Below are 22,974 nucleotides of genomic sequence, written 5' to 3' on the forward strand. Positions count from 1 at the left end.
GGGGCCGCGCGCCCCGGCCCGGGCCTGCGGCGCGCGGGGCGCCGCCGCCGCCCCCCCCCCCCCCCCCCCCCCCCCCCCCCCCTCTCGCACGCCCGGGCCGTGTCGCGGCGGGCCCGGCCCGCGCCCTGCTCGGGGAGCGGTGGGGCGGTCCCGCGGGCGCCGAGGGGACCGACCCGGTGCCGGACCTCGTGCGCCGCGCGGTGGCCGACGGCGAGCGGACGCTGGTGCAGACCTTCACGCCGCTGGACCGGGTGGAGCTCGGCGGCTACTGCTCGATCGCCGACGACGTCCGCATCGTGCTGCCCGGCGGCCGGGTGTACGACGCGGCGGGGGAGCAGGTCCCGCTCGACCGGCGCGGGCTGCACCGTCTCGAGACCGCCTCCACCTTCCCGATCGGGATCCTGGTGCCCGACGAGCCCTACGAGGAGCCCCCGGCCGGCGTCACGGGGGAGCGGCTCCTGGTCGGCGACGACGTCTGGATGGGCTACGGCGCCACGCTGCTCGGCGACGTCACCGTGCGCACCGGCTCGATCGTGGGTGCCCGGGCGCTGGTCAACGCCGACGTCCCGCCCTACTCCGTCGTCGGCGGGGTGCCCGCCCGGGTCATCCGCCGGCGCTTTCCCGACGACGTCGTCGACCGCCTCCTGCGGGTCGCCTGGTGGGACTGGCCGCAGGTGGCGGTGCAGGGCGCGCACCGCTGGTCCGGCCGGCCGGTCGCCGAGTTCCCTCGACCACTTCGACCCCGGCTCGCCGGCCTCGCCGCAGACCTGAGCGCCGCCCTGAGCCTGGACGCACGAGGGGCCCGGGACGACGGATCGTCCCGGGCCCCTCTGCCGTCAGCGGCCGGTCAGGGCCGCAGCGCAGGCTGCGGGAAGTTCAGCCGGAGCAGCACCGACGGGACCTCGACCGGCACCCCCCACACGGCGCCATCCCCGTCGGGGTCGACGACCTCGCCGCGGCCGAGGAAGGCCGCCACCTGCGCCTGCCCCTGCGGCGCCGACGGGTGCGGCAGCACCAGCAGGAACGAGTGCGGGTTGGGCAGCGGCGGCGTCGCCCGGTCGTTGCGGTAGACGCTGGTCCGCGACCACAGGTCCCCGGCGTCGACGATCGTGTACGACGTCGGGTTGGGCACCGTCTGGTCCCCGAAGGCCACCTGCACCAGCACCCGCTCCGGCTCGATGAGCGGGGCGAAGGTCTCCGGGCTGCCCGGGCGGGACAGCCAGGTCGACCGGGCCAGGTACTCCTGGATCTCCACCGCACCGGGCACGGTCACCGTGACCGGGCCCTCGCCGCGCAGCGGCAGCTGCTCCTGGAAGTAGTTGCGGGTCGGGTCGGTGCTGTTGAGCAGCCCGGCCGCCTCCAGCGCCGCCTTGGTGAGCCCCCGGAAGGACGGCGAGAGCCGGGCGATCTCGGTGACCGGACCGCCGGGCACGTTGAGCACCGAGCGGGTGACCTCCGGGTCGACACCGGTCAGCATCGTGCCGTAGATGCCGCCGAAGCTCTGGCCGAAGTAGGTCACGTCCTCGCCGGAGAGGTCCGGCGTACCGTCGCCGTCGACGTCGGTGCCGCCCAGCGAGCGGATCAGCGTCATGTTGTCGGCGACGGTCTGCCGCAGCGCGTCGCGGGAGGACTGGGCCGCGGCCGCGCCGGTGGCCGAGGACCCCTCGGTGGACTCGATGGCACCGTTGCGGTCCTGGTCGATCCCGCGCCCGTACGCGTCGAACGTCCTCGTCGTGCCGCCGCTGGTGACGACCCAGTCGCTCTCGGGCCCGTAGCCGTGGCCGACCACGTTGGTGCCGATGGTGGCGATGCCGTTCTTGGCGTTCTCCACGGCCGCGAGGAAGACGGCGTTGGTCGAGCTGGTGAACCCGTGGCCGAACACCGCGACCGGCCAGCCGCCGGGCGGCGGGGTGCCCGGGGGCAGGACGGCGACGAAGGGCAGCTGCTCGGCCCCGACCGGGCGGGGACCGGCGTCCCCGGTCGGCGTCTGCGGGATCGTGATCTCGGGCGTGAGCCAGGACGGCGCCTGGAACGAGCCGAAGACGACGGTGCCGCCGAGGGCGGCCGTGGGGACCGGCGTGGGCGCCGGCGGGGGGTCGGTCGTGCCGCGGTCGGTGGCCCAGGCGACCGTGGTCCCCCGTGCCGGGAAGGCGCCCTGCACCTGCAGGGACGGGTCGTCGATCCCCGCGGCGGCGAACGCGCTGCCGTCGGCGATCTGCCGCTGGAGGTCGAGCAGGCCGTCGGTGGCGCTCATCGTCGTGAACGTCTCGTGCGTGGCCTTGTTGTCCGGACCGCCCTGGACGCGCAGCCGGTAGGTCGTCGACGGCGCCAGCTGCTCGGCCGGGTGGGCGTAGAGCGTGTTGGTCGCCGGGTCCCACACCACGCGGTCGACGCCGATGCGGGTGTCGGCGCCGGCCGGCTGCAGGGTGATGCGCGCGGCGGTCGCGGCCGGGTCCACCGGCCCGCTGAACCGCACGGCGATCCGCGGGTCGAGGTCGAACCCGTCGAGCCGGTTGAGCTGCTGCACCAGACCGCAGGCGATCGGGGCGCCGCACCCCTCCGTCGGCAGCGCGACCCGGCGGCCGGTGAGCTGCGCGGGGTCGCGGACGGTGAGGGAGTCGGAGGGGAAGACCGAGAGCGGCTCGGGCTTGTCCGGGGCGGCCAGGGCCGGGGTCGCCGTGACCGACAGGGCGGCCGTCAGGGTCAGTGCACCGAGGAGCGACGAGGTCGCCCGGTGCCAGCGTCGTTGCTGCACAGACATCTCCAGGTGGGAGGGGAGGACGCCTCTTCCTAGTCGACGGAGACTCGGATCACAATCTCGCAGCCGCTCGATCACACGAGGTGATGGGCGTCGGCTCGTCCCGCGCGTCCCGGCGGTGATCCACGTGGAACACGGCGCGGCGCCGGAGCGCAGCGCGCGGCGCCGGGGACCGGAGGCCCGCCGGCCGGACGCAACAGGGCCCGGGACCGTGACGGTCCCGGGCCCTGCTGCGTCGTGTGCGGGGCGGTCAGTTCGCCATGTCGACGAAGCGGCTGTAGTGCCCCTGGAACGCCACGGTGACGTTCGCCGTCGGGCCGTTGCGGTGTTTCACGAGCATGATGTCCGCCTCCCCCGCGCGCGGGGATTCTTTTTCGTACATGTCTTCTCGGTGGATCATCATGACCATGTCGGCGTCCTGCTCGATGCTGTTGTGGACGGCGATCCCCTCGGCCACGAAGTTGTGGCCGCCCAGCACCGTGGCGTCGTAGACCTCCTCCTCGGCACCCTGCTCGATGGAGACGATCTCGTCCCAGAGCAGGTCGTTGACCGCCTGTATCTCGAGCTCCGCGTCGTCGAGCACGGCCGCGATCCGCCCCAGGCGCTCCCGGCTGGGGGCGTGCTTCCACATGGCGCTGCCGCAGAACGCCGAGTCCATGGCGGCGGCGAAGGCTCGGTGGCTCATCCCCTTCTCCTCCAGGACCGCGCGCACGCGCTCCCAGACCTGCACCGGCACCGTGTCGACGTTGGGGTTGCCGGACAGCTCCCGGACGATGCCCAGCAGGCGCTCAGCGGCGACGCCGCGGGCTCCGTGGACGCCGATCTCCCCGAGGAAGCGCCGCTGGTCGTCGCAGCCGCTGATGTCGAGCGTCCAGCCGTCCCGGTAGCCGGCCTTGCGGACCCGGCGGATCCGGCTGGAGATGCCGAAGCGCAGGAGCAGGCGGGAGACGTCGTCGACGAGCCGGCGGCTGGTGGAGGCGTAGTACACGCGCCCGCCTCGGCCGTTCCTGTTCACCGTGACGGAACCGTCGGTCGCCCACAGGTGCCGCAGGAACGCGGCCATCTGCTTCTTCGGCAGCGAGAAGACCGGCTCGGGCAGGAACTTCTCGTGGCTGCGCAGGCCGAACAGGCCCAGCTCGTCCAGCCACTCGGCGATCGGGTTGCGCCGGCCGTGGGTGAGCGGGAAGGGGGACCGCAGCCGCAGCGTGGTGCAGCGGGCGGCGGCGTAGTCGTCCCGCACGGCCACGACGCCGAAGTGCAGCGCCGCCGTGGTGACCGCCCGCAGGTTCTCCTCGTCGATCGAGGCGTACCGGAGGGGCTGGCGCCGGACGAAGCTGCCGTCGCCGATGAGGTGGGCGAGCAGGACGACCTTCTCGTCCTCCCACACCGTCATCCGGTCCGGCGCCGGCACGTGCCGCGGGACGGCGATGCGGTCACCGGGCGCGAGCTCACCGAGCGGGCGGAACCCGTCGTAGGTCAGGAAGGGATGGTTGGCCGTGGCCTGCACCGTCTTGCCCGACGAGGTGGTCAGCTGCAGCACCGGTTTGCGACCGGTGGAGAACACGTGGGTGAGGTGCCGGCGGACGTAGCGGAGGTTGTCGTCGAGAGCCCACACCGGGACGTCGGTGGCACCGCTCGCGAAGAGCTCGCCCATCGTCGTCTCGGCGCCCGTGTCGGCCCGGAGGATGCGGGTCTCCGCCGGCAGGCACCCCGACTCGCGGAGGTCGGAGAGCATCGGCTTCTTGTCCTGGCGCTGCTCGGAACCGCGGTTGAGCTGCGACATCGCGATGACCGGGACCTCGAGCTCCTTCGCCAAGAGCTTGAGGGCACGGGAGAACTCCGACACCTCCTGCTGACGGCTCTCGACGCGCTTTCCCGACGTCATGAGCTGGAGGTAGTCGATGACCACGAGCTTGAGGTCGTTGCGCTGCTTGAGGCGCCGCGCCTTGGCCCGGATCTCCATCATCGTCATGTTCGGCGAGTCGTCGATGTAGAGCGGCGCGTCGGCCACCTCGCCCATGCGGCGGGCCAGCTTCGACCAGTCCTCGTCGGACAGCGTGCCGGCGCGCATGTGGTGCAGCGGCACCTTCGCCTCGGCCGAGAGCAGACGCATGGTGATCTCGTGCTTGCTCATCTCGAGCGAGAAGATGCAGGTGGCCAAGTGGTGCTTGACCGCCGCCGACCGGGCGATGTCGAGCCCGAGGGTCGAGTTGTGCGTCGGGACGAAGCTGCGTCCGGCGAGGAAGAGCGAGTCGGCGGCGTCGACCTGGATGCACCGCACCGGCACGCTGGCCACCGGCCGCACGTCGGTGACGAAACGGACGCCGCGGGCGGTGTAGGTGCGCGCACCGCGCTCCTTGTGCAGCAGCTTCTTGCGCTCGAGGCGGAACACCTCCTCGTCGGTGCTGAAGGTCAGCGTGTAGCAGGTGGACGACGCCTCGGTGCGACCGCGCACCCGCTTGGTGCTCAGCTTCACCCGGTGCCCGAGACCGGCGATCAGCTCGCGGGCGTCCTCGGCGAGCCGTCGGTCGGTGACGGCGAACTGCACCGCACCGCTCGGCGTGACGGTGCCGTCGGTGTCCAGCAGGCCCGCGAGCAGCGCGCGCCGCTGCGCCACCGACGCGCGGAGGTAGGCCGCCGGGATGTGTTTGCCGCCGAGCACGCCCAGGCCGCGCAGGAGGCCCTTCACGGTGCCGTGGTCGTCCCGGCAGGGCTGGCACTGCGCCATCCCGCTCGACGGGCCACCGCAGTCGGGGCAGGTGGCCTGACGTCCCACCCCGCCGCTGGCCCACAGGGCGCCGCCGCAGGCCTCGCCGCACGTCTGCACCTGCGAGGTCCTCGGCACGAGCGGCTCGCCGCACATCGGGCACGGCCGCTCGGCCGGCGCGGGACGGGCGGGCAGGCGCAGCGAGTAGCGCCGGTCGACCCCCGTCGGCGTGACGACCAGGCCCTCTGCCTCGATGTAGGCGGCGATCTCCGGGTCCGCGCTCGTGTACTGGGCGGCGGCGGAGGTGCCGTCGCCCAGCCAGACGCCGAGCGCGTACGGGGGGAGCGGCAGGTCGGCGGCGGGGAGGTCCAGCGGGGCGGCGTTCGCCACGGCGTGGTTGAGGCGCCGGTCGGCCGTGGCGCAGCGAAGAGTGCGCGCGAGCTCCTCCGTCGTGCGGACCCGGGCCTCGCCGCGCTCGCCGAGCCGCCGGGCGGCGCGGTCGGTGGTGACCCACTGGTGCTGAGCGTCGGCGACGACCACCGACCCGTCGGAGAAGTGCACCTCGTAGCAGGGCCGGCCGGTCATGACGTCGGTGGCGGCCACGACCGCCGTCGGCCGGCCGTCGGCGCCCAGCACCCGGTCGCCGACGCAGACCTCACCCATCGTGGTCCAGCCGGTGGGGGTGGCGATGGGGGTGTCCAGGGCCAGCGCCTTGCCCACACCCGGACGGGCGGCGATGACGACCATCTGGCCCGCCTGGAGACCGTTCGTCAGTTCGTCCAGGTCACGGATGCCGGTGGGGACTCCACGGGCGGTGCCGCCGCGGGAGGCGATGGCGTCGAGCTCGTCCATCGTCGGCTGCAGGATGTCCTCGAGGCGCGAGTAGTCCTCGCTCATGCGCTTCTCGGTGACGTCGTAGATCTCCTGCTGGGCGCGGTCGACGATGTCGTCGACGTCGCCGCGCCCGCCGGCCGCGCCGTAGCCCAGCTGCACCACCCGGGTGCCGGCCTCGACGAGCCGCCGCAGCACCGCCTGCTCGGCCACGATGGCGGCGTAGTAGCCCGCGTTGGCCGCGGTCGGCGTGGAGGCGATGAGCGTGTGCAGGTAGACCGCGCCGCCCATCTTCGACAGCTGGTCGGTGCGGTTGAGCTCCGCGGCGACGGTGATGGCGTCGGCCGGCTCGCCCCGCCCGTACAGGTCGAGGATGCAGTCGAAGATCACCTGGTGCGCCGGCCGGTAGAAGTCGTTGCCGTGCAGCACCTCGACGACGTCGGCGATCGCGTCCTTGCTCATGAGCATGCCGCCGAGGACGGACTGCTCGGCCGCGACGTCCTGCGGGGGCTGCCGGTCGTACTCCGGCGCCGTCGCCTGCGGCCGGCTGAACTCGTCGGCCACCGCCACCTGGGTACCTCCCTCTGCTCGTGGGCACGCGCGGCAAGCCCCGGCCGACCGACCGGGGCCCGGTGGGGGAAGCACCAGGACGCGCGATGCCCGCACTCGAACGCGCGTTCGAGCCCTGTGCTACCGGGAGCCACCGACAGTTCTCGCAGTTCCCGGTGCCGCAGAGGACGGTAGGAAGCGACGGCGGACCCGTCCAACACCCCATGTGCACCGCGTTCTGCACAACTTGTGGACAAGTCGGTGGACAGCCCGAGTCGACATGTGGAGACGGGCGGGACACCGGCCGGACATGCCGTGGTCCTGCGCGCGTCACCTGCGCGGTGACCACCCACCGGCTGTGGACACGAGAAAGACCGGCGTGCCGGACGCCCGGGCGTGTCGTGTCGTCCCGCCCGGCGCAGCCGTCACAGCACCGGCCGTGACGGAAGGGGCGGCGTGTCGACAGGACCGCACGTCGTCATCCCGCCGGCCGCCGTCCGGCCAGCCCGAGGGCGGCGAGCAGCGCCGGCCAGTCCAGCGCGCCGCCGCTGTCGGCGAGAGCCGCGGCGAGCTCCTGGTCCACCGCCTCCACCACGGCCAGCCCGTCGGCCAGCAGCCGACGCCCCTGACCGGTGACCCGCAGCCCCGCCCGCCGGCCGCGGCCCGGGCCGGCGGACTCCACCGCGCCGAGCTCGACGAGCCGGCCGACGGTCGCGTGCATGCTCTGCGTGGTGACCCGCGCTCGGCGGGCCAGGTCGGAGTAGGACAGCCCCTCGTCGCGGGCCAGGTGGCCGAGCGCGCCCAGCAGCCGCAGCGAGAGCCCCAGCGGCGCGAGCCGGGCGGTGAGCAGGTCCTCCATGGCCCGACCGGTCACCACCAGGGCCATCGCGGTGCTGGTCGGTGGCGGGCCTCCCGTCCCCTCGGCTGCCGTCACGTCCGCATGATCGCAGGCCAAGCTGTTTCAGTCTGGCTGATACCGTGGGTGGCACCGACCCGAGGAGGTCCCGTGGCTGCAGTGCTGCTCAGCGTCCACGTCGTCGTGGCCGTCGTCTTCGTCGGCGCGGTGACGATCGCGGTGAGCCTGTTCCCCCGCTACGCCCGGCAGGCGCTGGAGGGGCGCGACCCGGCCGCGGTGCCCGCGCTGCGCCTGCTGCACCGGGTCACCCGCGTCTACGCCGTCCTGTCGCTGGCCGTGCCGGTGTTCGGGATCGCGACGGCGAGCTCGCTGGGGGTGCTCGCCGACGCGTGGGTGCTGGTCTCGATGGCCCTGACGTTGCTCGCGGCGGGCGTGCTGGTCAGCGTCGTCCTGCCGGGCCAGCAGGAGGTCCTCGCGGCCGCGGGGGAGGGGACGGACGGTGGCGAGGGAGGCCCGGGCGTCGGGACCGTCACCGGCACCCTCACCGGCAGCACGGCCCGCGTGCGGCGGCTGGCGATGGCCTCGGGGACGTTCAACCTGGTCTGGGTGGTCGTCGTGGTGCTCATGGTCGTCCGGCCGGGCTCGACGACCGGTGTCTGAGTCACCGGCCCGCTGGCTGGCGCTGGCCACCGCGGCCGAGCTGGTCACCCTCACCGTGCTGCTGGTCAACCTGGTGACCGTGCACTGGGCGCCGCTGGCCTCGGCCGTCGGGCCGCTGCACGGCACCGCCTACCTGGTCACCGCGGTCCTCGCCTGGCAGCTCCCGCTGCCCCGTGCCGTGCGCCTGCGGGGCCTCGTGCCCGCCGTCGGCGGACTGCTGGTGCTGCACGCGGCCGGCCGCGCCGACCCCGACACCGCACCGGGGAGCTGACGGGGCCGGAGACGGCAGGAGGGGGGGGGGGGGGGGGGGGGCGGGGGGGGCCGCCGCGGGGCGGGGGGGCGGCCGCCGGGCCCGGGCGGCCCCCCCGCCCGCGGGGGGGGGGGGGGGGGGGGGGGGGGCGGGGGGCGGGGGGGGCCCCCGCCCCCCCCCCCTCCTGGCGACGTGCTGGAACGGCCCCGCTGCAGGGTCCCGCCGCGAGCGTGCGAGCGGTGGGGGGCAGCGGGGTCCTTCCTCAGCCGGCGACGACCTCGATCGCCAGCTGGGTGGTGACCTCCGGGTGCACCCGCACGGTGACGGTGTGCTGACCAGTGGTCTTGATGCTGCTGGGCAGCTCGATGCGGCGGCGGTCGAGCTCCGGGCCACCGGCGGCCGTGACGGCCGCGGCGACGTCGGCGGTGGTGACGCGGCCGAAGAGGCGGCCACCGTCGCCGGCGCGGGCCGGCACCCGGACGGTCAGGCCGGAGAGGCGCCCGGCCACGGCCTGGGCCTCCTCGAGCGACCGCACGTCGCGGGCGGCACGCGCCCGGCGCAGCGACTCGACCTGCTTCTCGGCACCGCGGGTGGCGACGATGGCCAGGCCGCGGGGCAGGAGGTAGTTGCGGGCGTAGCCGCCCTTGACCTCCACGGTGTCACCGGAGGACCCGAGACCGGTGACCTCCTGCGTCAGGATCAGCTTCTGGGTGCTCATGGTCAGCGCGCCGTCGAGGTGTAGGGCAGCAGGGCCATCTCACGGCTGTTCTTCACGGCCGTGGCGACGTCCCGCTGGTGCTGGCTGCAGTTGCCGCTGACGCGGCGGGCACGGATCTTGCCGCGGTCGGAGATGAACTTCCGCAGCAGGGTCGTGTCCTTGTAGTCGATGTAGGTCGCCTTGTCCTTGCAGAACTGGCAGACCTTCTTCTTGGGCTTGCGCACGGGGGGCTTGGGCACTGGGTTCTCCAGGTACGACTAGTGGTGAGGAGAGGGAACGGCCCTCTCGCGGGAGCCCGCGCCGCGCGGAGCGTGGCGTGGGGAGCGAGGGGGTCCTTTCTCAGAAGGGGGGCTCGTCGGACGGGCCGGCGGGCGTCGACCACGGGTCGCTCGCCCCGCCACCGCCGCCGCCACCGAAGCCGCCACCACCGCCACCGCCGCCGAAGCCGCCGCCACCCTCACCGCGGGAGGCACGGGTGACCTTCGCGGTGGCGTAGCGCAGCGAGGGGCCGATCTCGTCGACCTCGAGCTCGACGACGGTGCGCTTCTCGCCCTCCTTGGTCTCGAACGAGCGCTGCTTGAGGCGCCCCGAGACGATGACCCGCGAGCCGCGGGTGAGGGACTCGGCCACGTTCTCGGCCGCCTGCCGCCAGACGTTGCAGCGGAGGAACAGCGCCTCGCCGTCCTTCCACTCCTGCGACTGCCGGTCGAAGGTGCGCGGCGTCGAGGCGACGGTGAAGTTGGCGACCGCGGCCCCCGACGGCGTGAAGCGCAGCTCCGGGTCGGAGGTCAGGTTGCCGATGACGGTGATGACGGTCTCGCCGGCCACGGTCAGTGGACCTCGGGCCGCATCAGCTTGGTCCGCAGGACCGACTCGTTGAGGTTGAGCTGGCGGTCGAGCTCGGCGACCGCGGCGGGCTCGGCCTGGATGTCGATGACCGCGTAGATGCCCTCGATGTTCTTCTTGATCTCGTAGGCCAGGCGGCGCCGGCCCCAGATGTCGGTCTTGACGGTGCCACCGGAGTTGGTGACGACGGTCAGGAACCGGTCGAGGGAGGGAGCGATCGTGCGCTCCTCCAGGTCGGGGTCGAGGATGACCATCAGTTCGTAGTGACGCACGGAGAACCCCACCTCCTCTGGTCTGTGGCGGCTGCAGGACGTCTGCAGCAGGAGGGTCGTACACGCGTCGCGCGCCCGGTCCCGCCGGGACGGCGGACGGACGCGCCCCTCCAGGCTACCAGCGCGGCCGGGAGCCCCGGTCACCGTCACCGGGCCTGACTACCGTCGCCGGGGTGAGCACGCAGCCGATCGGCGTCCACGTCGGACCCGGACTGACCGAGGACAACGAGCTCGACGCCGGCGGTCCGCTGGCCCGGGCGGCGGAGGTGGACGCCGACGCGGTGCAGGTGTTCCTCGGCGACCCGCAGGGCTGGAAGACGCCGCCGCCGCGTCCCGACGCCGAGGCCCTGCTCGCCGGCGACGTCGCGGTGTTCGTGCACGCGCCCTACGTGCTCAACGTGGCCTCGACCAACAACCGGATCCGCATCCCCAGCCGCAAGAACCTCGCCGTGCACGCGCGGGCATCGGCGGCGATCGGCGCCCGCGGGATGGTCGTGCACGGCGGGCACGTGCTGGCCAAGGACGACCCGGCCGCCGGCTTCGACAACTGGCGCAAGACGTTCGCCCGGCAGGCCGACGACGGCGGCTTCCCGCTGCCACTGCTGATCGAGAACACCGCCGGCGGCGAGAACGCGATGGCCCGCGAGCTGGGCGCGGTGGCCCGGCTGTGGGACGCCGTCGGCGAGTTCGGCGCGGGGTTCGTGCTCGACACCTGCCACGCCTGGGCCGCCGGCTGGGACCTCGCCACCGCCGTCGAGGACGTCCGCGCGATCACCGGCCGGGTCGACCTGGTGCACCTCAACAACAGCCGCGACCCACAGGGCTCCGGCCGCGACCGGCACGCGCCGCTGACGTCGGGCGAGATCCCGCTGGAGCTGCTGCTCGGCGTGGCCCGCGCCGCCGGCTGCCCCGTCGTCCTCGAGACCCCCGGCGACCCCGCCGCGCACGCGGAGGAGGTCGCGCTGGTCCGCGAGGCGCTCGGGTAGTCGCCCGCCCGGACCGCCGTCCTCCCTCACCCTGCGGCGTCCTCCCTCGTGGCCGGACGTGAGGGAGGACGCCCGACGATCAGGTCACCTGATCCCGGTGCCGGCGGCGCAGCACCACCCGGTCGGTGGCGCCGTCGAGGGGGCCACCGGCCGGGTCGTCGACGGCCGGCCACGAGGTCCGGACGACGTCGCCGTCGGGACGCCACACGTCCCGCACGACCAGGCCGACCAGGACGCAGACGGCGAGGTCGCGGATGCCGACCGCGAGGAAGAACCACTCGACGCCGACGCCGCGCTCGCCGGTGCCCAGGTACCAGAGCATCCGCACCACCCACAGCACCGCCTCGGTGGCCTGCCAGAGCAGCAGCGAGCGCCAGCGCGGCCGGGCGAGCACCGCCAGGGGCAGCAGCCACAGCGAGTACTGCGGGCTCCACACCTTCGTGACCAGCAGGAAGCCGGCCACCAGCAGGAAGGCCACCTGCGCCACCCGCGGGCGCACCGGTGCGGCCAGCGTCAGCCAGCCGACGGCGGCGACCACCAGCAGCACGCAGACCGCCACCAGCGCGTTGAGCACCACCGGCGTCTCGCCCTGGGCGAGCGGCCCGTCGAACAGGTCGCCGCCGGCGGCGGTGATGGCCATGTTCCACAGCGTGTCCGGATCGGCCGGCCGGGAACTGTTGAGCCGGAAGAACAGCGACCAGTTCTCCGGGGCCGGCAGCGCGACCGGGACGTTCACGGCCAGCCAGGCGGTCCCCGCCGCCAGCGCCGCGCGCAGCCACACCCGCAGCCGCCCCGCGCGCAGGCAGAGCAGGAAGAGGGCGAGGAGCAGCAGCGCGGGGAACAGCTTCGCGGCCGCGCCCAGGCCGAACAGCACGCCGGTCGTCACCGGCCGGTCGCGCGCCCAGGCCCACAGCCCGCAGGCGGCCAGCGCGACGGCGAGCAGGTCCCAGTTGGTGAACGCGTGCACGAACAGCAGCGGCGAGAGCCCGATCAGCGCCGCGTCCCACGGGCGGTGACCGGAGGCGCCCAGCACCGCCCGGACGGTGACCAGCGCACACAGGCTCAGGAGCAGGCAGGTGGCCACGTAGTAGGCCTGCACCGGCGGGACCTGGGGGAGCAGCCCGGCCGCCGCCGCGAGGCCCTCGTAGCCGCGGCCGAGCACCGCGGCGAGCGCCATGAGCGCGCCGGTGAGCACCGGGTACTCCACGGCCGCGTCGACGTAGGGGACGGCACCCTCGCCGAGGCCGTGGATGCCGAACAGCGGGACGGCGTCGGAGTAGCAGAGGTGCGTGTACTGCACCGACCCCGCCCAGTTGCCGTCCGAGCACGGGGACTGCTTGAGCCACGCGGCGGCGAGCACGACGGTGGCGTAGAGCAGGCAGACGCGCAGCGGCGTCCAGAACAGCGCCCGGCCGGTGACCGCGTGCCGCCCCCACGGGCCGCCGACGGCCTCGCTGGCCTGGACGGCCACCGGGTCCGACCAGGTGGGCACCACCCGGTCGGGACGGCGGCCGATGCCGGGGCCGGGCGTCCCCGCAGACGCCGCGGGCCCGTCCGCCGGCTGGGGTGCCGGAGCGGACGGGCCCGTGGGGGAGGAGCTCACCGGGTCAGTGTGCCCGGGGCGGTCAGCCGGTCGGTTGCGCCTGGGTCTCGGGCGCGGGGGCCGGCGACCCGCCCTGGGAGTTGCCCCCGTTCCCGTTCGGGGGCTCTAGGACGTCGGGGTCCCCGTCGTTCTCGTCCCCGGGCGGCCCCTGATCCGCCGGCGGCGGGGTGGTCGTCGTCGGTGCCGGCGGCGTGGTCGTCGTCGGCGGAGCCTCGGTCGTCGGGGGGGCCTGCGTGGTCGGCGGGGCCTGCGTGGTCGGCGGGGCCTCGGTGGTGGGCGCGGGGACGCCGTTGCCGGTGTCCCCGCGGATGACCGCCCGGTCGGGCAGGTCCTCCTCGGGCGTGCCGGCCAGGGCGGTGTCCATGAACTGCTGCCAGATCGCGCCCGGCAGGCCGGCGCCGTAGATGATCGCGCCGTCGGCGTTGCGGATCGGCTCGTAGCCGTCGGTGCCCATCCACACCGCGGTGGACAGGGAGGGCGTGTAGCCCACCATCCACGCGTCGGAGTTGTCGTCGGCGTCGATGCCCTGCGTACCGGTCTTGGACGCCACCTCCCGGCCGCCCTCGAGGGCGCGGCGGGAGTGCTGCGCCACGCCCTTCAGGGCGAAGGTGGTGTCGGCGGCGACGTCGGGGTCGATGACCTGCTCACCCGGGCCGACGCCGCTCTCCAGCAGGACCGCACCCTCGGTGTCGGTGACCCGGGCGACGAAGTGCGTCGCCTGGCGGACGCCGCCGTTGGCGAGGGTGGCGAACCCGGCGGCCTGGTCGATCGGGCGCATCTCGTACTCGCCGATGCCGATCGAGGAGCCGGTGACGCCCGAGCCCGGCGCGGTCAGGGTCGGCTCGTCGTCGAGCAGGCCACCGTTGGCCGGCCAGGTCTCGGGCATGCCCGTGGCGGCCAGCGCCGTCTCGCGGACGTTGTCCGGGCCGACCTCGTAGGCCAGGCCGTAGAAGGTCGTGTTGAGCGAGCGGGTCATGGCCTCGACCAGGGTGCAGGCCCCGCAGGAGACCCCGCCGGAGTTGCGCACCGGCGCCTCGCGGTCGGGGAAGGTCTGCGGCGAGCTGCCGTCGCGGCGGGAGTTCACGCCGATGCCCTGGTCGAGCGCGGTGGCCAGCACGTAGGGCTTCATCGACGAGCCGGGCTGGCGGCGCGCCTGGGCGTAGTCGACGGCGCCGTCACCGGCACCGACGCGGCCGCCGTAGTACGCCCGGACCGCGCCGGTCCTCGGGTCGACGGCGACCAGCGCCTGCCGGAGGTTGTCCGGCTGGCCGTCCATGACGTCGTCGACGGCGGCGATCGCGGCGTCCTGGGCCGCCTTGTCCACGGTCGTGGTGATGCGCAGGCCGCCGGCCCGGATCTGCTCGTCGGAGTAGCCGCGCGCCTCGAGCTCGTCGATCGCCTGGGAGACCACCAGGCCCTCGGGACCGGTGGGGATGCCCAGCGCCGAGGACTCCGGCCGCGGCAGCACCGGCGGGTAGACCGACGCGTCGCGCTCGCCCTGCGTCATCCACCCCTCCTCGACCATCGCGTCGAGGACCAGGCCCCAGCGGTCCTGGGCGCCCTCGGGGTTGCCCTCGGGGTCGTAGGAGCTCGGACTGCGCACCAGGACAGCGAGCACCGCGCCCTGCTGGGGGGTCAGCTGCGCGGCCGGGACGCCGAAGAAGGTGTTCGCCGCCGCCTCGATGCCGTAGGCGCCGCGGCCGAAGTAGATGGTGTTCAGGTAGTTCTCGAGGATCTCGTCCTTCGAGTACTGGTTGTCCAGCTTGACCGCCAGGAAGAGCTCCTGGAACTTGCGGCTGAACGTCTGCTCGTGGCTGAGGAAGGCGTTCTTGACGTACTGCTGGGTGATCGTCGAGCCACCCTGCGTCGAGCTGCCGGTGAGGTTGTTCCACGCGGCCCGGACGATACCGGTGAAGGAGATGCCCGGGTCGGAGTAGAACTCCTTGTTCTCCGCGGCGAGGATGGCGTTGCGGGCGCCCTCGGAGACCTGGTCCAAGCCGACGTTGGTGCGGTTGGTGTCGCCGAGGCGGGCCATCTCGGTGGTGCCGTCGGCGTAGTAGACGACCGTCGTCTGCGCGTTCTGCACCGAGTTGGGGTCGGGGACCTCGGTGGTGGCGTAGACGACGCCGACGAAGACGCCGAGCAGCACGAACAGCCCGCCGAGGGTGGCCAGCGCGATCTTGAGCCGGCGACGGCGGCGCTGCTTCCTGGTGCGCGCGTTCTTGCCGGCCGCGGGGCGGGCGCCGGGGGGCCGGGACCCGCCGGGGCGGGCGCCGCCGGTCCGTCCCGCCGTCGTGCGGCCGCGGTCACCCCCGGACGGCCGGCGGGCACCTCCGCCCGCGGCGGTCGTCCGGGCGGACGGCCGCCGCGGCGGGCCGCCGGACGGCCCGACCGGCGAGGTCTCGTCGTGGGGAGGCACCAGGGAGCCCCTCCTCGGTAGTCGGTGGGCAGGACGGGATCCGGCCCAGCGTGGCGTTCTCGGCTGTGTGCACCGGGGAGGACGCGCGGAACGCGCCGCGTCCCCGGGACGCGTGTGACGGACGGGTCCGCCGGTGGTGCAACCGCCGGAGCGGCGGTGCTAGTCCGTGGCAGCGCGGCGGCGCCGGCGCGGCTGCCGTCCGGGCTCGGGCTCCGCCCCCAGGACGTAGGAGCAGTCCAGGTGGTTCCACCCGCACCCGCGGCACACCTCGACGGTGTACACGGAGAACTCCTCCTGCGCGGCGTCCATCCGGGCGAGCTCCGCCTCGGTCTTCGCCTGCCCGGACACGTGGCCCAGCCCTTCACCGTAGACGTAGTTCACCAGTGCGAGGCGCTCGCGGCGGCAGACCGGGCAGGGGAGGTCGGTCTGCTGACCGTGGTACCTCGCCGCCCGGGTCAGGTAGGGGCTGGCGTCACAGACCTCGAAGAGCCCGGTGCGCCCGGCCTGGACGTCCGCGAGGACCGCTCGCCGGTGCAGCGAGTAGTCGACGACGGAGCGACGTCCGGGCACGGCCGCCAATGTACGCAGGTGCGCCGGCCGCCGGGAGCCTCACGACGACCCGCGCCGGCCGCACCGACCGGCGGCGGGCCGGTGCGGCTGCCGGGGTCCCCCGGTCGGGCGACCTGCCTCGACCGGGCGGGCGATGCACCTCGAGTTGCCCACGTGTTCACCCCCCGATGTATCGTCTCGATACATCGACCGGCAGGGACCGATGGGGGGCGAGGTGCTCGAGTTCGCCATCCTCGGGTTGCTGCAGCAGTCCCCGATGCACGGCTACGAGCTGCGGAAGCGGCTCGCGGAGGTCCTCGGCGGGCTGCGCAGCATCTCCTACGGCTCGCTGTATCCCGCGCTCAAGCGGTTGCACGCCGCCGGGCTGGTCACCACCGACGAGCCCGACCGGCGCACGCCGCTGCCGGCCGACGCACCGCCGTTGACCGGCCGGCGCGGGAAGGTGGTCTACACGATCACCGCGGAGGGCAAGGAGCGCTTCGCGGAGCTGGTCAGCCAGGCCGGTCCCGAGGCGTACGACGACGACAGGCTGTTCGGCGTCCACCTCGCCTTCTTCCGGCACACCGCCGCCGACGTGCGGCTGCGCATCCTCGAGGGGCGCCGCCGCACGGTCGAACGGCAGCGCGACGGCCTGCGGTCCTCACTGGCGCGGACCCGCGAACGGCTCGACCGCTACACGCTGGAGCTGCAGCGGCACGGCCTGGACTCGGTCGACCGGGAGGTGCGCTGGCTGTCGGAGCTGATCGACAGCGAGCGCCGCCGGCCCGACCCGGACCCGGACCCGGCGAGCCGGACCGGGGAGGACTGACCACGGCACGACTGCAGGCACCACCGGCTGCGCCGCCACCGCAGCCACCGCCAGGACCGGAACGGTCCCGCGACACGGACCACCGGGTCCAGGGAGAAGGGAAGACCATGGGAGCTGTCAAGGTCGCCATCGTGGGCGTGGGCAACTGCGCCGCCTCGCTGGTGCAGGGCGTGCACTACTACCGGGACGCCGACGAGACCAGCTCGGTGCCCGGCCTCATGCACGTCCGCTTCGGCGAGTACCACGTGTCCGACGTGCAGTTCGTCGCCGCCTTCGACGTCGACGCCAAGAAGGTCGGCCGCGACCTCTCCGAGGCGATCGTCGCCAGCGAGAACAACACGATCAAGATCTGTGACGTCCCCCCGCTGGGTGTGACCGTGCAGCGCGGCACCACCCTCGACGGCCTGGGCAAGTACTACCGGGCGACGATCGAGGAGTCCGACGAGCAGCCGGTCGACGTCGTCGCCGCCCTGCGCGAGTCCGGTGCCGACGTCCTGGTCTGCTACCTGCCGGTCGGGTCGCAGCAGGCCGCCGAGTTCTACGCCCAGGCCGCCCTCGACGCCGGTGTCGCCTTCGTCAACGCCCTGCCGGTCTTCATCGCCGGGACCAAGGAGTGGGCGGACAAGTTCACCGCCGCCGGCGTCCCGATCGTCGGCGACGACATCAAGAGCCAGGTCGGCGCCACCATCACCCACCGGGTGCTCGCCAAGCTCTTCGAGGACCGCGGCGTGCAGCTCGACCGCACGATGCAGCTCAACGTCGGTGGCAACATGGACTTCAAGAACATGCTCGAGCGCGAGCGGCTGGAGTCGAAGAAGATCTCCAAGACCCAGGCCGTCACCAGCCAGGTCGACCGCGACATGGGCACCGACAACGTGCACATCGGCCCGTCGGACCACGTGCCGTGGCTGTCGGACCGCAAGTGGGCCTACGTCCGGCTCGAGGGCCGCGCGTTCGGCGACGTCCCGCTGAACCTGGAGTACAAGCTCGAGGTCTGGGACTCCCCGAACTCGGCCGGCATCATCATCGACGCCGTCCGCGCCGCCAAGATCGCCAAGGACCGCGGGGTCGGGGGCCCGATCCTCTCCGCGTCGTCCTACTTCATGAAGTCCCCGCCGGTGCAGTACAGCGACAGCGAGGCCCGCGACGCCGTCGAGGCCTTCATCCGCGGCGACGTCGTGTAGGGACCCCGTCCAGCACCTCACGCAGGCCCGTCCCCCGTACCGGGGGGCGGGCCTGCGGCCTGTCGGGGGCCGCGGGCCGCCGCCGCGCTGCATACGCTGGCCGCCATGCCGCGCCGCCTGCTCGCGACCGCGCTGGTCCTGCTCGGCGTCGGGCTGACCGGCTGCTCGGGCGACGAGACCGACCGGCAGCCCGGCGACCCGGTGACCGCCGAGGAGGCCGAGGTGCTGGCCGGGCTGCTCGTCCGCGGTGTCGAGGAGGAGGGCGGCGCCGACATCGTGGTCACCGCCCCGTTCGGCGAGGACGGCCGGCTCACGCTCACCGGCGAGGTCGACCTGGCCGGAGGAGCCGGCCGGGCCCGGGTGGTGACCTCCTACGGGGACGAGCGGCCCGACGACGTCCGCACGCTGTTCTTCACCCGTGACCAGGTCTGGTTCGGCGACGTGCCGGGCCTGCCCGAGGCGCTGGCCGCCGCGGGCCTGCCCGACGTCCCGTTCGTCCGCCGCCCGCTCGCCGCCGGGCCGGACGCGGTGCCGCTGACCGACGTCCTCGTGCAGGTGGTGCTCAACCTGGGCGCGGAGGAGGCCGACGAGGCGGCCGCGTTCCTCGACGGCGCGGCGACGTGGGAGGGGCAGCGCTCGATCGACAGCCGGCTGGCGTCGGTCTACGCCTCGGAGGCGGGCTGGTCGGTGGCCGTCGACGACACCAGCGACCTGCTGCTGCAGTACGAGGCCGCACTGCCCGGTCCGGAGACCGAGGTGACGGTGACGCTCGCCGACCACGGGCCGCGGACGATCGCGCTGCCGGAGGAGGGGCAGACCCTCGACGCGGTCGCGCACCCGGAGGTCGCCGCCGCCCTGGGCCTGTGAGCGGGTCCGGACATGGGGGGAGGGGGCGGCCTCTTCCCCAGACCGCCCCCTCCGGGGATGTTCCTACCAGAATCGGTCGGCAGGCGCAGCACGACGGCGTGTCCCGGGGAGTCGGACCACCCGGGAGGGTCAGTTCGCCGACGGGTCGGCCGGCGCCGTCGACAGCACCGCCAGCCGGCCGGTCTGGCGGGCCAGCACCGCGCGCCACAGCTCCGGGCCGGAGAACTCGCTGAGGACGTCGCCGGGCGTCCCGGGCACGCACGCCCACGCGCCCTCGGCGATCTCGGCGGCGAGCTGACCAGGCGACCAGCCGGCGTAACCGGCGAACACCCGCAGGCCCGCGACGCCGCCGTCGAGGGCGTCGGGGTCGGCGTCGAGGTCGACGAGGTAGACGTCACCGGCCACCCGGCGCAGGCCCTCCGGCTCGGTGCCGTGCCCGGGGCAGGCGGCCAGGCACAGCGCGGTGTCGGTCTCGCACGGGCCGCCGACGTGGAAGACGCCCGGCTCGACGGCGAGGTCGCACCAGCCGGGCAGCACGTCGCGGATCTCGACCTGGCTCGGCCGGCCCAGGACGACGCCGAGGGTGCCGCTGTCGTTGTGGTCGAGCACGTAGACGACGGTGCCGGCGAAGTTGGGGTCGCTCAGTGCCGGCATGGCGACCAGCAGGGATCCCGGGGCGACGTCGTCGAGCGTGCCGGTCGACAGCGTGGGGACCGCCGCGCGACGCCGGCCCCGGGCCGCCCGGGCGGGCCGGCCGGAGTCGGGGTCGGGTGACGAGGGCACCGAGGACATCGGAACCAGTGTGCATCAGTCCGGCGCCCGGGGGAGGGTGGGGCCGCCCCGTACGGTGATCGGGTGCAGCAGGCCGACACCACCGTGCGGCACCTGCTCGCCCGCGGGGACTTCCGCCGCCTGCTGGCCACCCGGCTGCTCGCCCAGTCCGGCGACGGCGTGCTGCAGGCGGCGCTCGCCGGGACGGTGCTGTTCAACCCGCAGCGGGCGGCCGACCCGGTCGACGTCGCCGCGGCCTTCGCCGTGCTGCTGCTGCCGTACTCGGTGGTCGGGCCGTTCGCCGGTGTCTGGCTGGACCGGTGGAGCCGGCGCCAGGTCCTGGTGCGGGCCAACGTGCTGCGCGCCGGGCTGGTCGCGGTGGTCGCCGCGCTGGTGCTGGCCGGGGACGCGGGACCGCTCTTCTACGTCGCCGGGCTCGCCGTCTTCGCCGTCACCCGGTTCCTGCTGGCGGCGCTGTCCGCGGCGCTGCCGCACACCACCGACCCGGCCTCGCTCGTGCCGGCCAACGCGCTGTCGACGACGTCCGGGGCGGTGGCCACCGTCGTCGGCGGCATCACCGCCCTGGGGCTGCTGCAGCTCGGGACGGCCGGGGACGTCGCCTACGCCGCCGTGGCGGCCTCGGCGGCCCTGCCGTACCTGGCGTCGGCCGCCGTCGCCACGGGGTTCGGCCGGCAGTACCTCGGCCCCGACTCGGGTGCCCGGTCCGCCCGCCTGCCGGCCCGGGCGGTGCTGCGCGGGATGGTGGCCGGCGCCCGGCACGTGGCCGAGCACCCGCCGGCCGCCGCGGCGCTGGCGGCCATCGGGGCGCACCGGGTCTGCTACGGCCTGCTCACGCTCATGACCCTGCTGCTGTACCGGAACACGCTCACGGAGGGGACCGGCCCGCTCCCGGGCGGGCTGGCCGGCCTCGGCGTGGTCCTGGCGGCCGGGTCGGCCGGCACCCTGCTGGCGGCGGCGACGACGCCCGCGGCGGTGCGCCGGCTGGGGACCCGCGGGTGGGTGGTGCTGCTGCTGGCCGGCGGCGGGGCGCTCCAGCTCGCGCTCGGGCCGACGTTCGCACCGCCCGGGTGGGTGGCCGCCGGTCTCGTCCTCGGCTTCGTCGCGCAGGGCGTGAAGATCTGCGTCGACGCCACGCTGCAGCAGTCGGTCGACGACGACTTCCGGGGCCGGGTGTTCTCCGTCTACGACACCCTGGTCAACGTCGCCTACGTGGCGGCGCTGGTGGCCGGCGCGCTGCTGCTGCCCGCGTCGGGACGGTCGGTGACCGGCCTGGCCGTCGTCGCCGCGGTGTACGCCCTGACGGCCGCCGGCTACGCCCGGATCACCCGGGCGCACGCGCCCTGACCGGTCCCTACAGCGCCGGCTCGCAGGCGCCCCGGCCCAGCCGTGCGAGCCCGGCGAGGTCCCCCGGCCCGAGGTCGACCTGGCCCTCGTTGGTCGCCGACATCAGCTCGGCCGGGTCGTCGACGTGGGCCAGGCCCAGCACGTGGCCGAGCTCGTGCAGGACCACCGCGCGGATCGCCTCGCGACCCCCGGGGGTGGAGGCGGCAGCGGCCGCCCACCCGGCGTCGAGGGCGACCGCCCCGGTGACGTAGACGAGCGGTCCGCCCACCGACACCGCCTGGCTGCCACCGATCCCGGCGACGGTGTCCGCCAGCGCCGGCACCTCCTCCGGCGTCGCCCAGCTGACCAGCACCGGCGCCCAGCGGTCGCCGTACCGGTCGGGCTGGTGGGCCGGCCGCTGGTCCGACCACCGCTCGTCGGTCGTCCCGTCGTGGACGAACCGCAGGCCGGTGGCCGCCGACAGCCGCGCGACCGCCTCCGCGACCAGGACGTCGGCGCCCTCCGGCGCACCGTCGGGCGCGAGGACGTAGTGCACCGGCCGGCACGGGTCGTAGGCGACGGGGGTGACGCCGTCGTCCTGAACGGCGGCGAAGGCGTGGCTGCCGGTGCCCGGTGCCGGGGCGGGCTGCCCCAGTGGCGCCTCCGCGGCCTCCCGCCCCGGGGTCGGACGGTCGCCGGTGCCTCCGCCGAGTCCGCCGGCGGAGGCACCGGCGCCTGCGGGCGGGTCCGGCCAGGGCAGCTCACCGACCAGGACGGAGGCGCCCAGGGCGAGGGCCACGACGACGAGGACCGACAGCAGCCCCCGTACGGCGGGGGAGTGTCGGCGCGGGCGGCGGGGTGGCGTCCACGAGCGCCAGGCACCGGGATCGGCGGGCCGGCCGGCGAGCTCGTCGAGCACCCACTGCGGCACCCGGCCGGTGGGCGAGGTGGGCACCCCCGGCACGGGTGGCACCGGGCCACCCCGCGGTGGCGCTCCGCCCGGGCGGTCCTCCGGTCCCCCGTGCACGCTGCGGCTCCTCTCGCCCGTTCCCGTCCCCCATCCTCTCGGCCGCGCGGCCACCGGGGTGCAGCCCGGAGCCCGCCCGGACCCTCCGAGGGAGGAGGTCCCTACAGCGCGGGCTCGCAGGCGCCCCGGCCGAGCCGCGCCAGGCCGGCACGGTCCCCGGGGCCCAGGTCGAGCTGCCCGTCGTTGGCCCCGTGCATGAGCTCGCCGGGGTCGTCGACGTGGGCCAGGCCCAGCACGTGCGCGAGCTCGTGCACCAGCACCGCCCGCAGCGCGGCTCGGCCCGCCGGCGTGGCCGCCGCGCCGGCCGCCCAGTCGGCGTCGACGACGACGCTGCCGGTCACGTAGACCGCCGGCCCGCCCGCGGAGACGGCCTCGCTGCCGCCGCGGGCGGCGACGCCGCCGCCGACGTCGGGGTTGCCGGCCGGCGGCTCGAAGGAGACCAGCACCGGCGCCCAGCGATTCCCGTAGCGGGCGGGCTGGTACGCCGGGCGGTCGCGGCCGACCCGCTCGTCGGTGCGGCCCTCGGGCACGAAGCGCAGGCCGGTGGCCGCGGCGACCTCCGCGACGGCGTCGGCGACGAGGGCCTCCGCGTCCGGCGGGGTGTCGCCGGCGCCGACGACGTAGTGGACGGCGCGGCAGGGGTCGTAGGCGACCGGCGTGACGCCGTCGGCCTGGTGGTCGAGGAACGCCCAGCTGCCGCCGGGGGCCGGAGCCGGCGGCGGGACGCCCAGCGGCGACGGCGCGGCACCGACCCCCGGGGTGGGCCGCTGGCCAGGGACGGCGGCCGGCGCCGTCTCCGGCGGGGCGCCGGCGGGGTCCTGGACCGACCACGCGGTCAGCGCGAGGACCAGGCAGCCGACGGCGACGGCGGTCGGGCCGGGGCGGCGCGCTGCCCGGAGCAGCCCCCGGCCGTGCCCCCGCCCGTGCACACATCGCCCGTGCACACAT

20 protein-coding genes are annotated in these 22,974 nt (G+C 74.9%); 7 read left to right on the top strand and 13 right to left on the bottom strand.

Annotated features, from left to right (window positions below; genetic code table 11):
* Positions 1-847 precede the first annotated feature (847 nt).
* The 3 genes from ACI78U_RS19140 to ACI78U_RS19150 all read right to left on the bottom strand — a co-directional run bounded on the left by ACI78U_RS19140 (position 848) and on the right by ACI78U_RS19150 (position 7,779).
* Positions 848-2,755, bottom strand: a complete 1,908-nt coding sequence (locus ACI78U_RS19140) for an Ig-like domain-containing protein (protein ID WP_456876977.1) — start codon at positions 2,753-2,755, stop codon at positions 848-850.
* A gap of 253 nt (positions 2,756-3,008) precedes the next feature.
* Complete coding sequence (locus ACI78U_RS19145; protein ID WP_456876978.1) at positions 3,009-6,860, bottom strand: replicative DNA helicase; 3,852 nt, start codon at positions 6,858-6,860, stop codon at positions 3,009-3,011.
* Between the two features lie 463 nt (positions 6,861-7,323).
* Positions 7,324-7,779 (bottom strand): MarR family winged helix-turn-helix transcriptional regulator, encoded by a 456-nt coding sequence (locus ACI78U_RS19150; RefSeq protein WP_456876979.1) that lies wholly within the window; start codon positions 7,777-7,779, stop codon positions 7,324-7,326.
* 72 nt (positions 7,780-7,851) lie between these two features.
* Here ACI78U_RS19150 and ACI78U_RS19155 point away from each other — a divergent pair, with 72 nt between their 5' ends.
* Together ACI78U_RS19155 and ACI78U_RS19160 are read left to right on the top strand one after the other, a co-directional pair.
* On the top strand, positions 7,852-8,361 hold the full coding sequence (locus ACI78U_RS19155) for a hypothetical protein (protein WP_456876980.1): 510 nt from the start codon (positions 7,852-7,854) through the stop codon (positions 8,359-8,361).
* The gene (locus ACI78U_RS19160) at positions 8,354-8,632 is read left to right on the top strand and encodes a hypothetical protein (protein WP_456876981.1); all 279 of its coding nucleotides are present in this window, start codon (positions 8,354-8,356) and stop codon (positions 8,630-8,632) included. Before ACI78U_RS19155 ends, ACI78U_RS19160 begins: the two co-directional genes overlap by 8 nt.
* 241 nt (positions 8,633-8,873) lie before the next feature.
* Here ACI78U_RS19160 and rplI read toward each other — a convergent pair whose 3' ends face one another.
* The 4 genes from rplI to rpsF all read right to left on the bottom strand — a co-directional run bounded on the left by rplI (position 8,874) and on the right by rpsF (position 10,447).
* A complete protein-coding gene (rplI, locus tag ACI78U_RS19165) occupies positions 8,874-9,329 on the bottom strand; it encodes a 50S ribosomal protein L9 (RefSeq protein ID WP_456876982.1) in 456 nt (151 codons plus the stop codon).
* Between the two features lie 2 nt (positions 9,330-9,331).
* Positions 9,332-9,568, bottom strand: a complete 237-nt coding sequence (gene rpsR, locus ACI78U_RS19170) for a 30S ribosomal protein S18 (protein ID WP_073422051.1) — start codon at positions 9,566-9,568, stop codon at positions 9,332-9,334.
* Between the two features lie 100 nt (positions 9,569-9,668).
* Positions 9,669-10,157: a single-stranded DNA-binding protein gene (locus ACI78U_RS19175; RefSeq protein ID WP_456876983.1), complete on the bottom strand. Its 489-nt coding sequence runs from the start codon at positions 10,155-10,157 to the stop codon at positions 9,669-9,671.
* Positions 10,158-10,159: 2 nt separating this feature from the next.
* The gene (gene rpsF, locus ACI78U_RS19180) at positions 10,160-10,447 is read right to left on the bottom strand and encodes a 30S ribosomal protein S6 (protein ID WP_456876984.1); all 288 of its coding nucleotides are present in this window, start codon (positions 10,445-10,447) and stop codon (positions 10,160-10,162) included.
* 173 nt (positions 10,448-10,620) lie between these two features.
* Here rpsF and ACI78U_RS19185 point away from each other — a divergent pair, with 173 nt between their 5' ends.
* Entirely contained in the window at positions 10,621-11,433 is an 813-nt protein-coding gene (locus ACI78U_RS19185) for a deoxyribonuclease IV (RefSeq protein WP_456876986.1), read from the top strand.
* A gap of 79 nt (positions 11,434-11,512) precedes the next feature.
* Here ACI78U_RS19185 and ACI78U_RS19190 read toward each other — a convergent pair whose 3' ends face one another.
* From ACI78U_RS19190 to ACI78U_RS19200, 3 genes are all read right to left on the bottom strand, one after another.
* Positions 11,513-13,036 (bottom strand): glycosyltransferase family 87 protein, encoded by a 1,524-nt coding sequence (locus ACI78U_RS19190; protein WP_456876987.1) that lies wholly within the window; start codon positions 13,034-13,036, stop codon positions 11,513-11,515.
* A 22-nt stretch (positions 13,037-13,058) separates the two neighbouring features.
* On the bottom strand, positions 13,059-15,455 hold the full coding sequence (locus ACI78U_RS19195; RefSeq protein ID WP_456876988.1) for a transglycosylase domain-containing protein: 2,397 nt from the start codon (positions 15,453-15,455) through the stop codon (positions 13,059-13,061).
* Positions 15,456-15,614: 159 nt separating this feature from the next.
* Positions 15,615-16,025, bottom strand: coding sequence for a DUF5318 family protein (locus tag ACI78U_RS19200; RefSeq protein ID WP_456876989.1), 411 nt, complete (start codon positions 16,023-16,025; stop codon positions 15,615-15,617).
* 202 nt (positions 16,026-16,227) lie between these two features.
* Between ACI78U_RS19200 and ACI78U_RS19205 the strand changes: the two genes are divergently transcribed.
* The 3 genes from ACI78U_RS19205 to ACI78U_RS19215 all read left to right on the top strand — a co-directional run bounded on the left by ACI78U_RS19205 (position 16,228) and on the right by ACI78U_RS19215 (position 18,884).
* Positions 16,228-16,833 carry a PadR family transcriptional regulator gene (locus tag ACI78U_RS19205; protein WP_456876990.1) on the top strand — a complete coding sequence of 202 codons (606 nt, stop codon included), beginning with the start codon at positions 16,228-16,230 and terminating at the stop codon, positions 16,831-16,833.
* A gap of 107 nt (positions 16,834-16,940) precedes the next feature.
* Positions 16,941-18,017 (top strand): inositol-3-phosphate synthase, encoded by a 1,077-nt coding sequence (locus ACI78U_RS19210; protein WP_456876991.1) that lies wholly within the window; start codon positions 16,941-16,943, stop codon positions 18,015-18,017.
* 105 nt (positions 18,018-18,122) lie between these two features.
* Positions 18,123-18,884, top strand: coding sequence for a hypothetical protein (locus tag ACI78U_RS19215; RefSeq protein ID WP_456876992.1), 762 nt, complete (start codon positions 18,123-18,125; stop codon positions 18,882-18,884).
* A gap of 129 nt (positions 18,885-19,013) precedes the next feature.
* Here the strand turns inward: ACI78U_RS19215 and ACI78U_RS19220 are convergent, their stop codons facing one another.
* The gene (locus ACI78U_RS19220) at positions 19,014-19,676 is read right to left on the bottom strand and encodes a YqgE/AlgH family protein (RefSeq protein ID WP_456876993.1); all 663 of its coding nucleotides are present in this window, start codon (positions 19,674-19,676) and stop codon (positions 19,014-19,016) included.
* 63 nt (positions 19,677-19,739) lie between these two features.
* Between ACI78U_RS19220 and ACI78U_RS19225 the strand changes: the two genes are divergently transcribed.
* Entirely contained in the window at positions 19,740-21,020 is a 1,281-nt protein-coding gene (locus tag ACI78U_RS19225; RefSeq protein ID WP_456876994.1) for an MFS transporter, read from the top strand.
* A gap of 7 nt (positions 21,021-21,027) precedes the next feature.
* On the opposite strand, the gene ACI78U_RS19230 is transcribed toward ACI78U_RS19225, so the two are convergent.
* Entirely contained in the window at positions 21,028-21,972 is a 945-nt protein-coding gene (locus ACI78U_RS19230) for a matrixin family metalloprotease (protein ID WP_456876995.1), read from the bottom strand.
* A gap of 155 nt (positions 21,973-22,127) precedes the next feature.
* Positions 22,128-22,955, bottom strand: a complete 828-nt coding sequence (locus ACI78U_RS19235; protein ID WP_456876996.1) for a matrixin family metalloprotease — start codon at positions 22,953-22,955, stop codon at positions 22,128-22,130.
* Positions 22,956-22,974 lie beyond the last annotated feature (19 nt).

The organism is Geodermatophilus sp. SYSU D00710 (assembly GCF_054050195.1).

What these genes read in the sequence shown, in the direction of transcription:
- rplI (WP_456876982.1), bottom strand. Translation starts at nt 9,329, where the DNA reads ATGAGCACCCAGAAGCTGATCCTGACGCAGGAGGTCACCGGTCTCGGG.
- ACI78U_RS19205 (WP_456876990.1), top strand. Translation starts at nt 16,228, where the DNA reads ATGGGGGGCGAGGTGCTCGAGTTCGCCATCCTCGGGTTGCTGCAGCAG.
- ACI78U_RS19210 (WP_456876991.1), top strand. Translation starts at nt 16,941, where the DNA reads ATGGGAGCTGTCAAGGTCGCCATCGTGGGCGTGGGCAACTGCGCCGCC.
- ACI78U_RS19215 (WP_456876992.1), top strand. Translation starts at nt 18,123, where the DNA reads ATGCCGCGCCGCCTGCTCGCGACCGCGCTGGTCCTGCTCGGCGTCGGG.
- ACI78U_RS19220 (WP_456876993.1), bottom strand. Translation starts at nt 19,676, where the DNA reads ATGTCCTCGGTGCCCTCGTCACCCGACCCCGACTCCGGCCGGCCCGCC.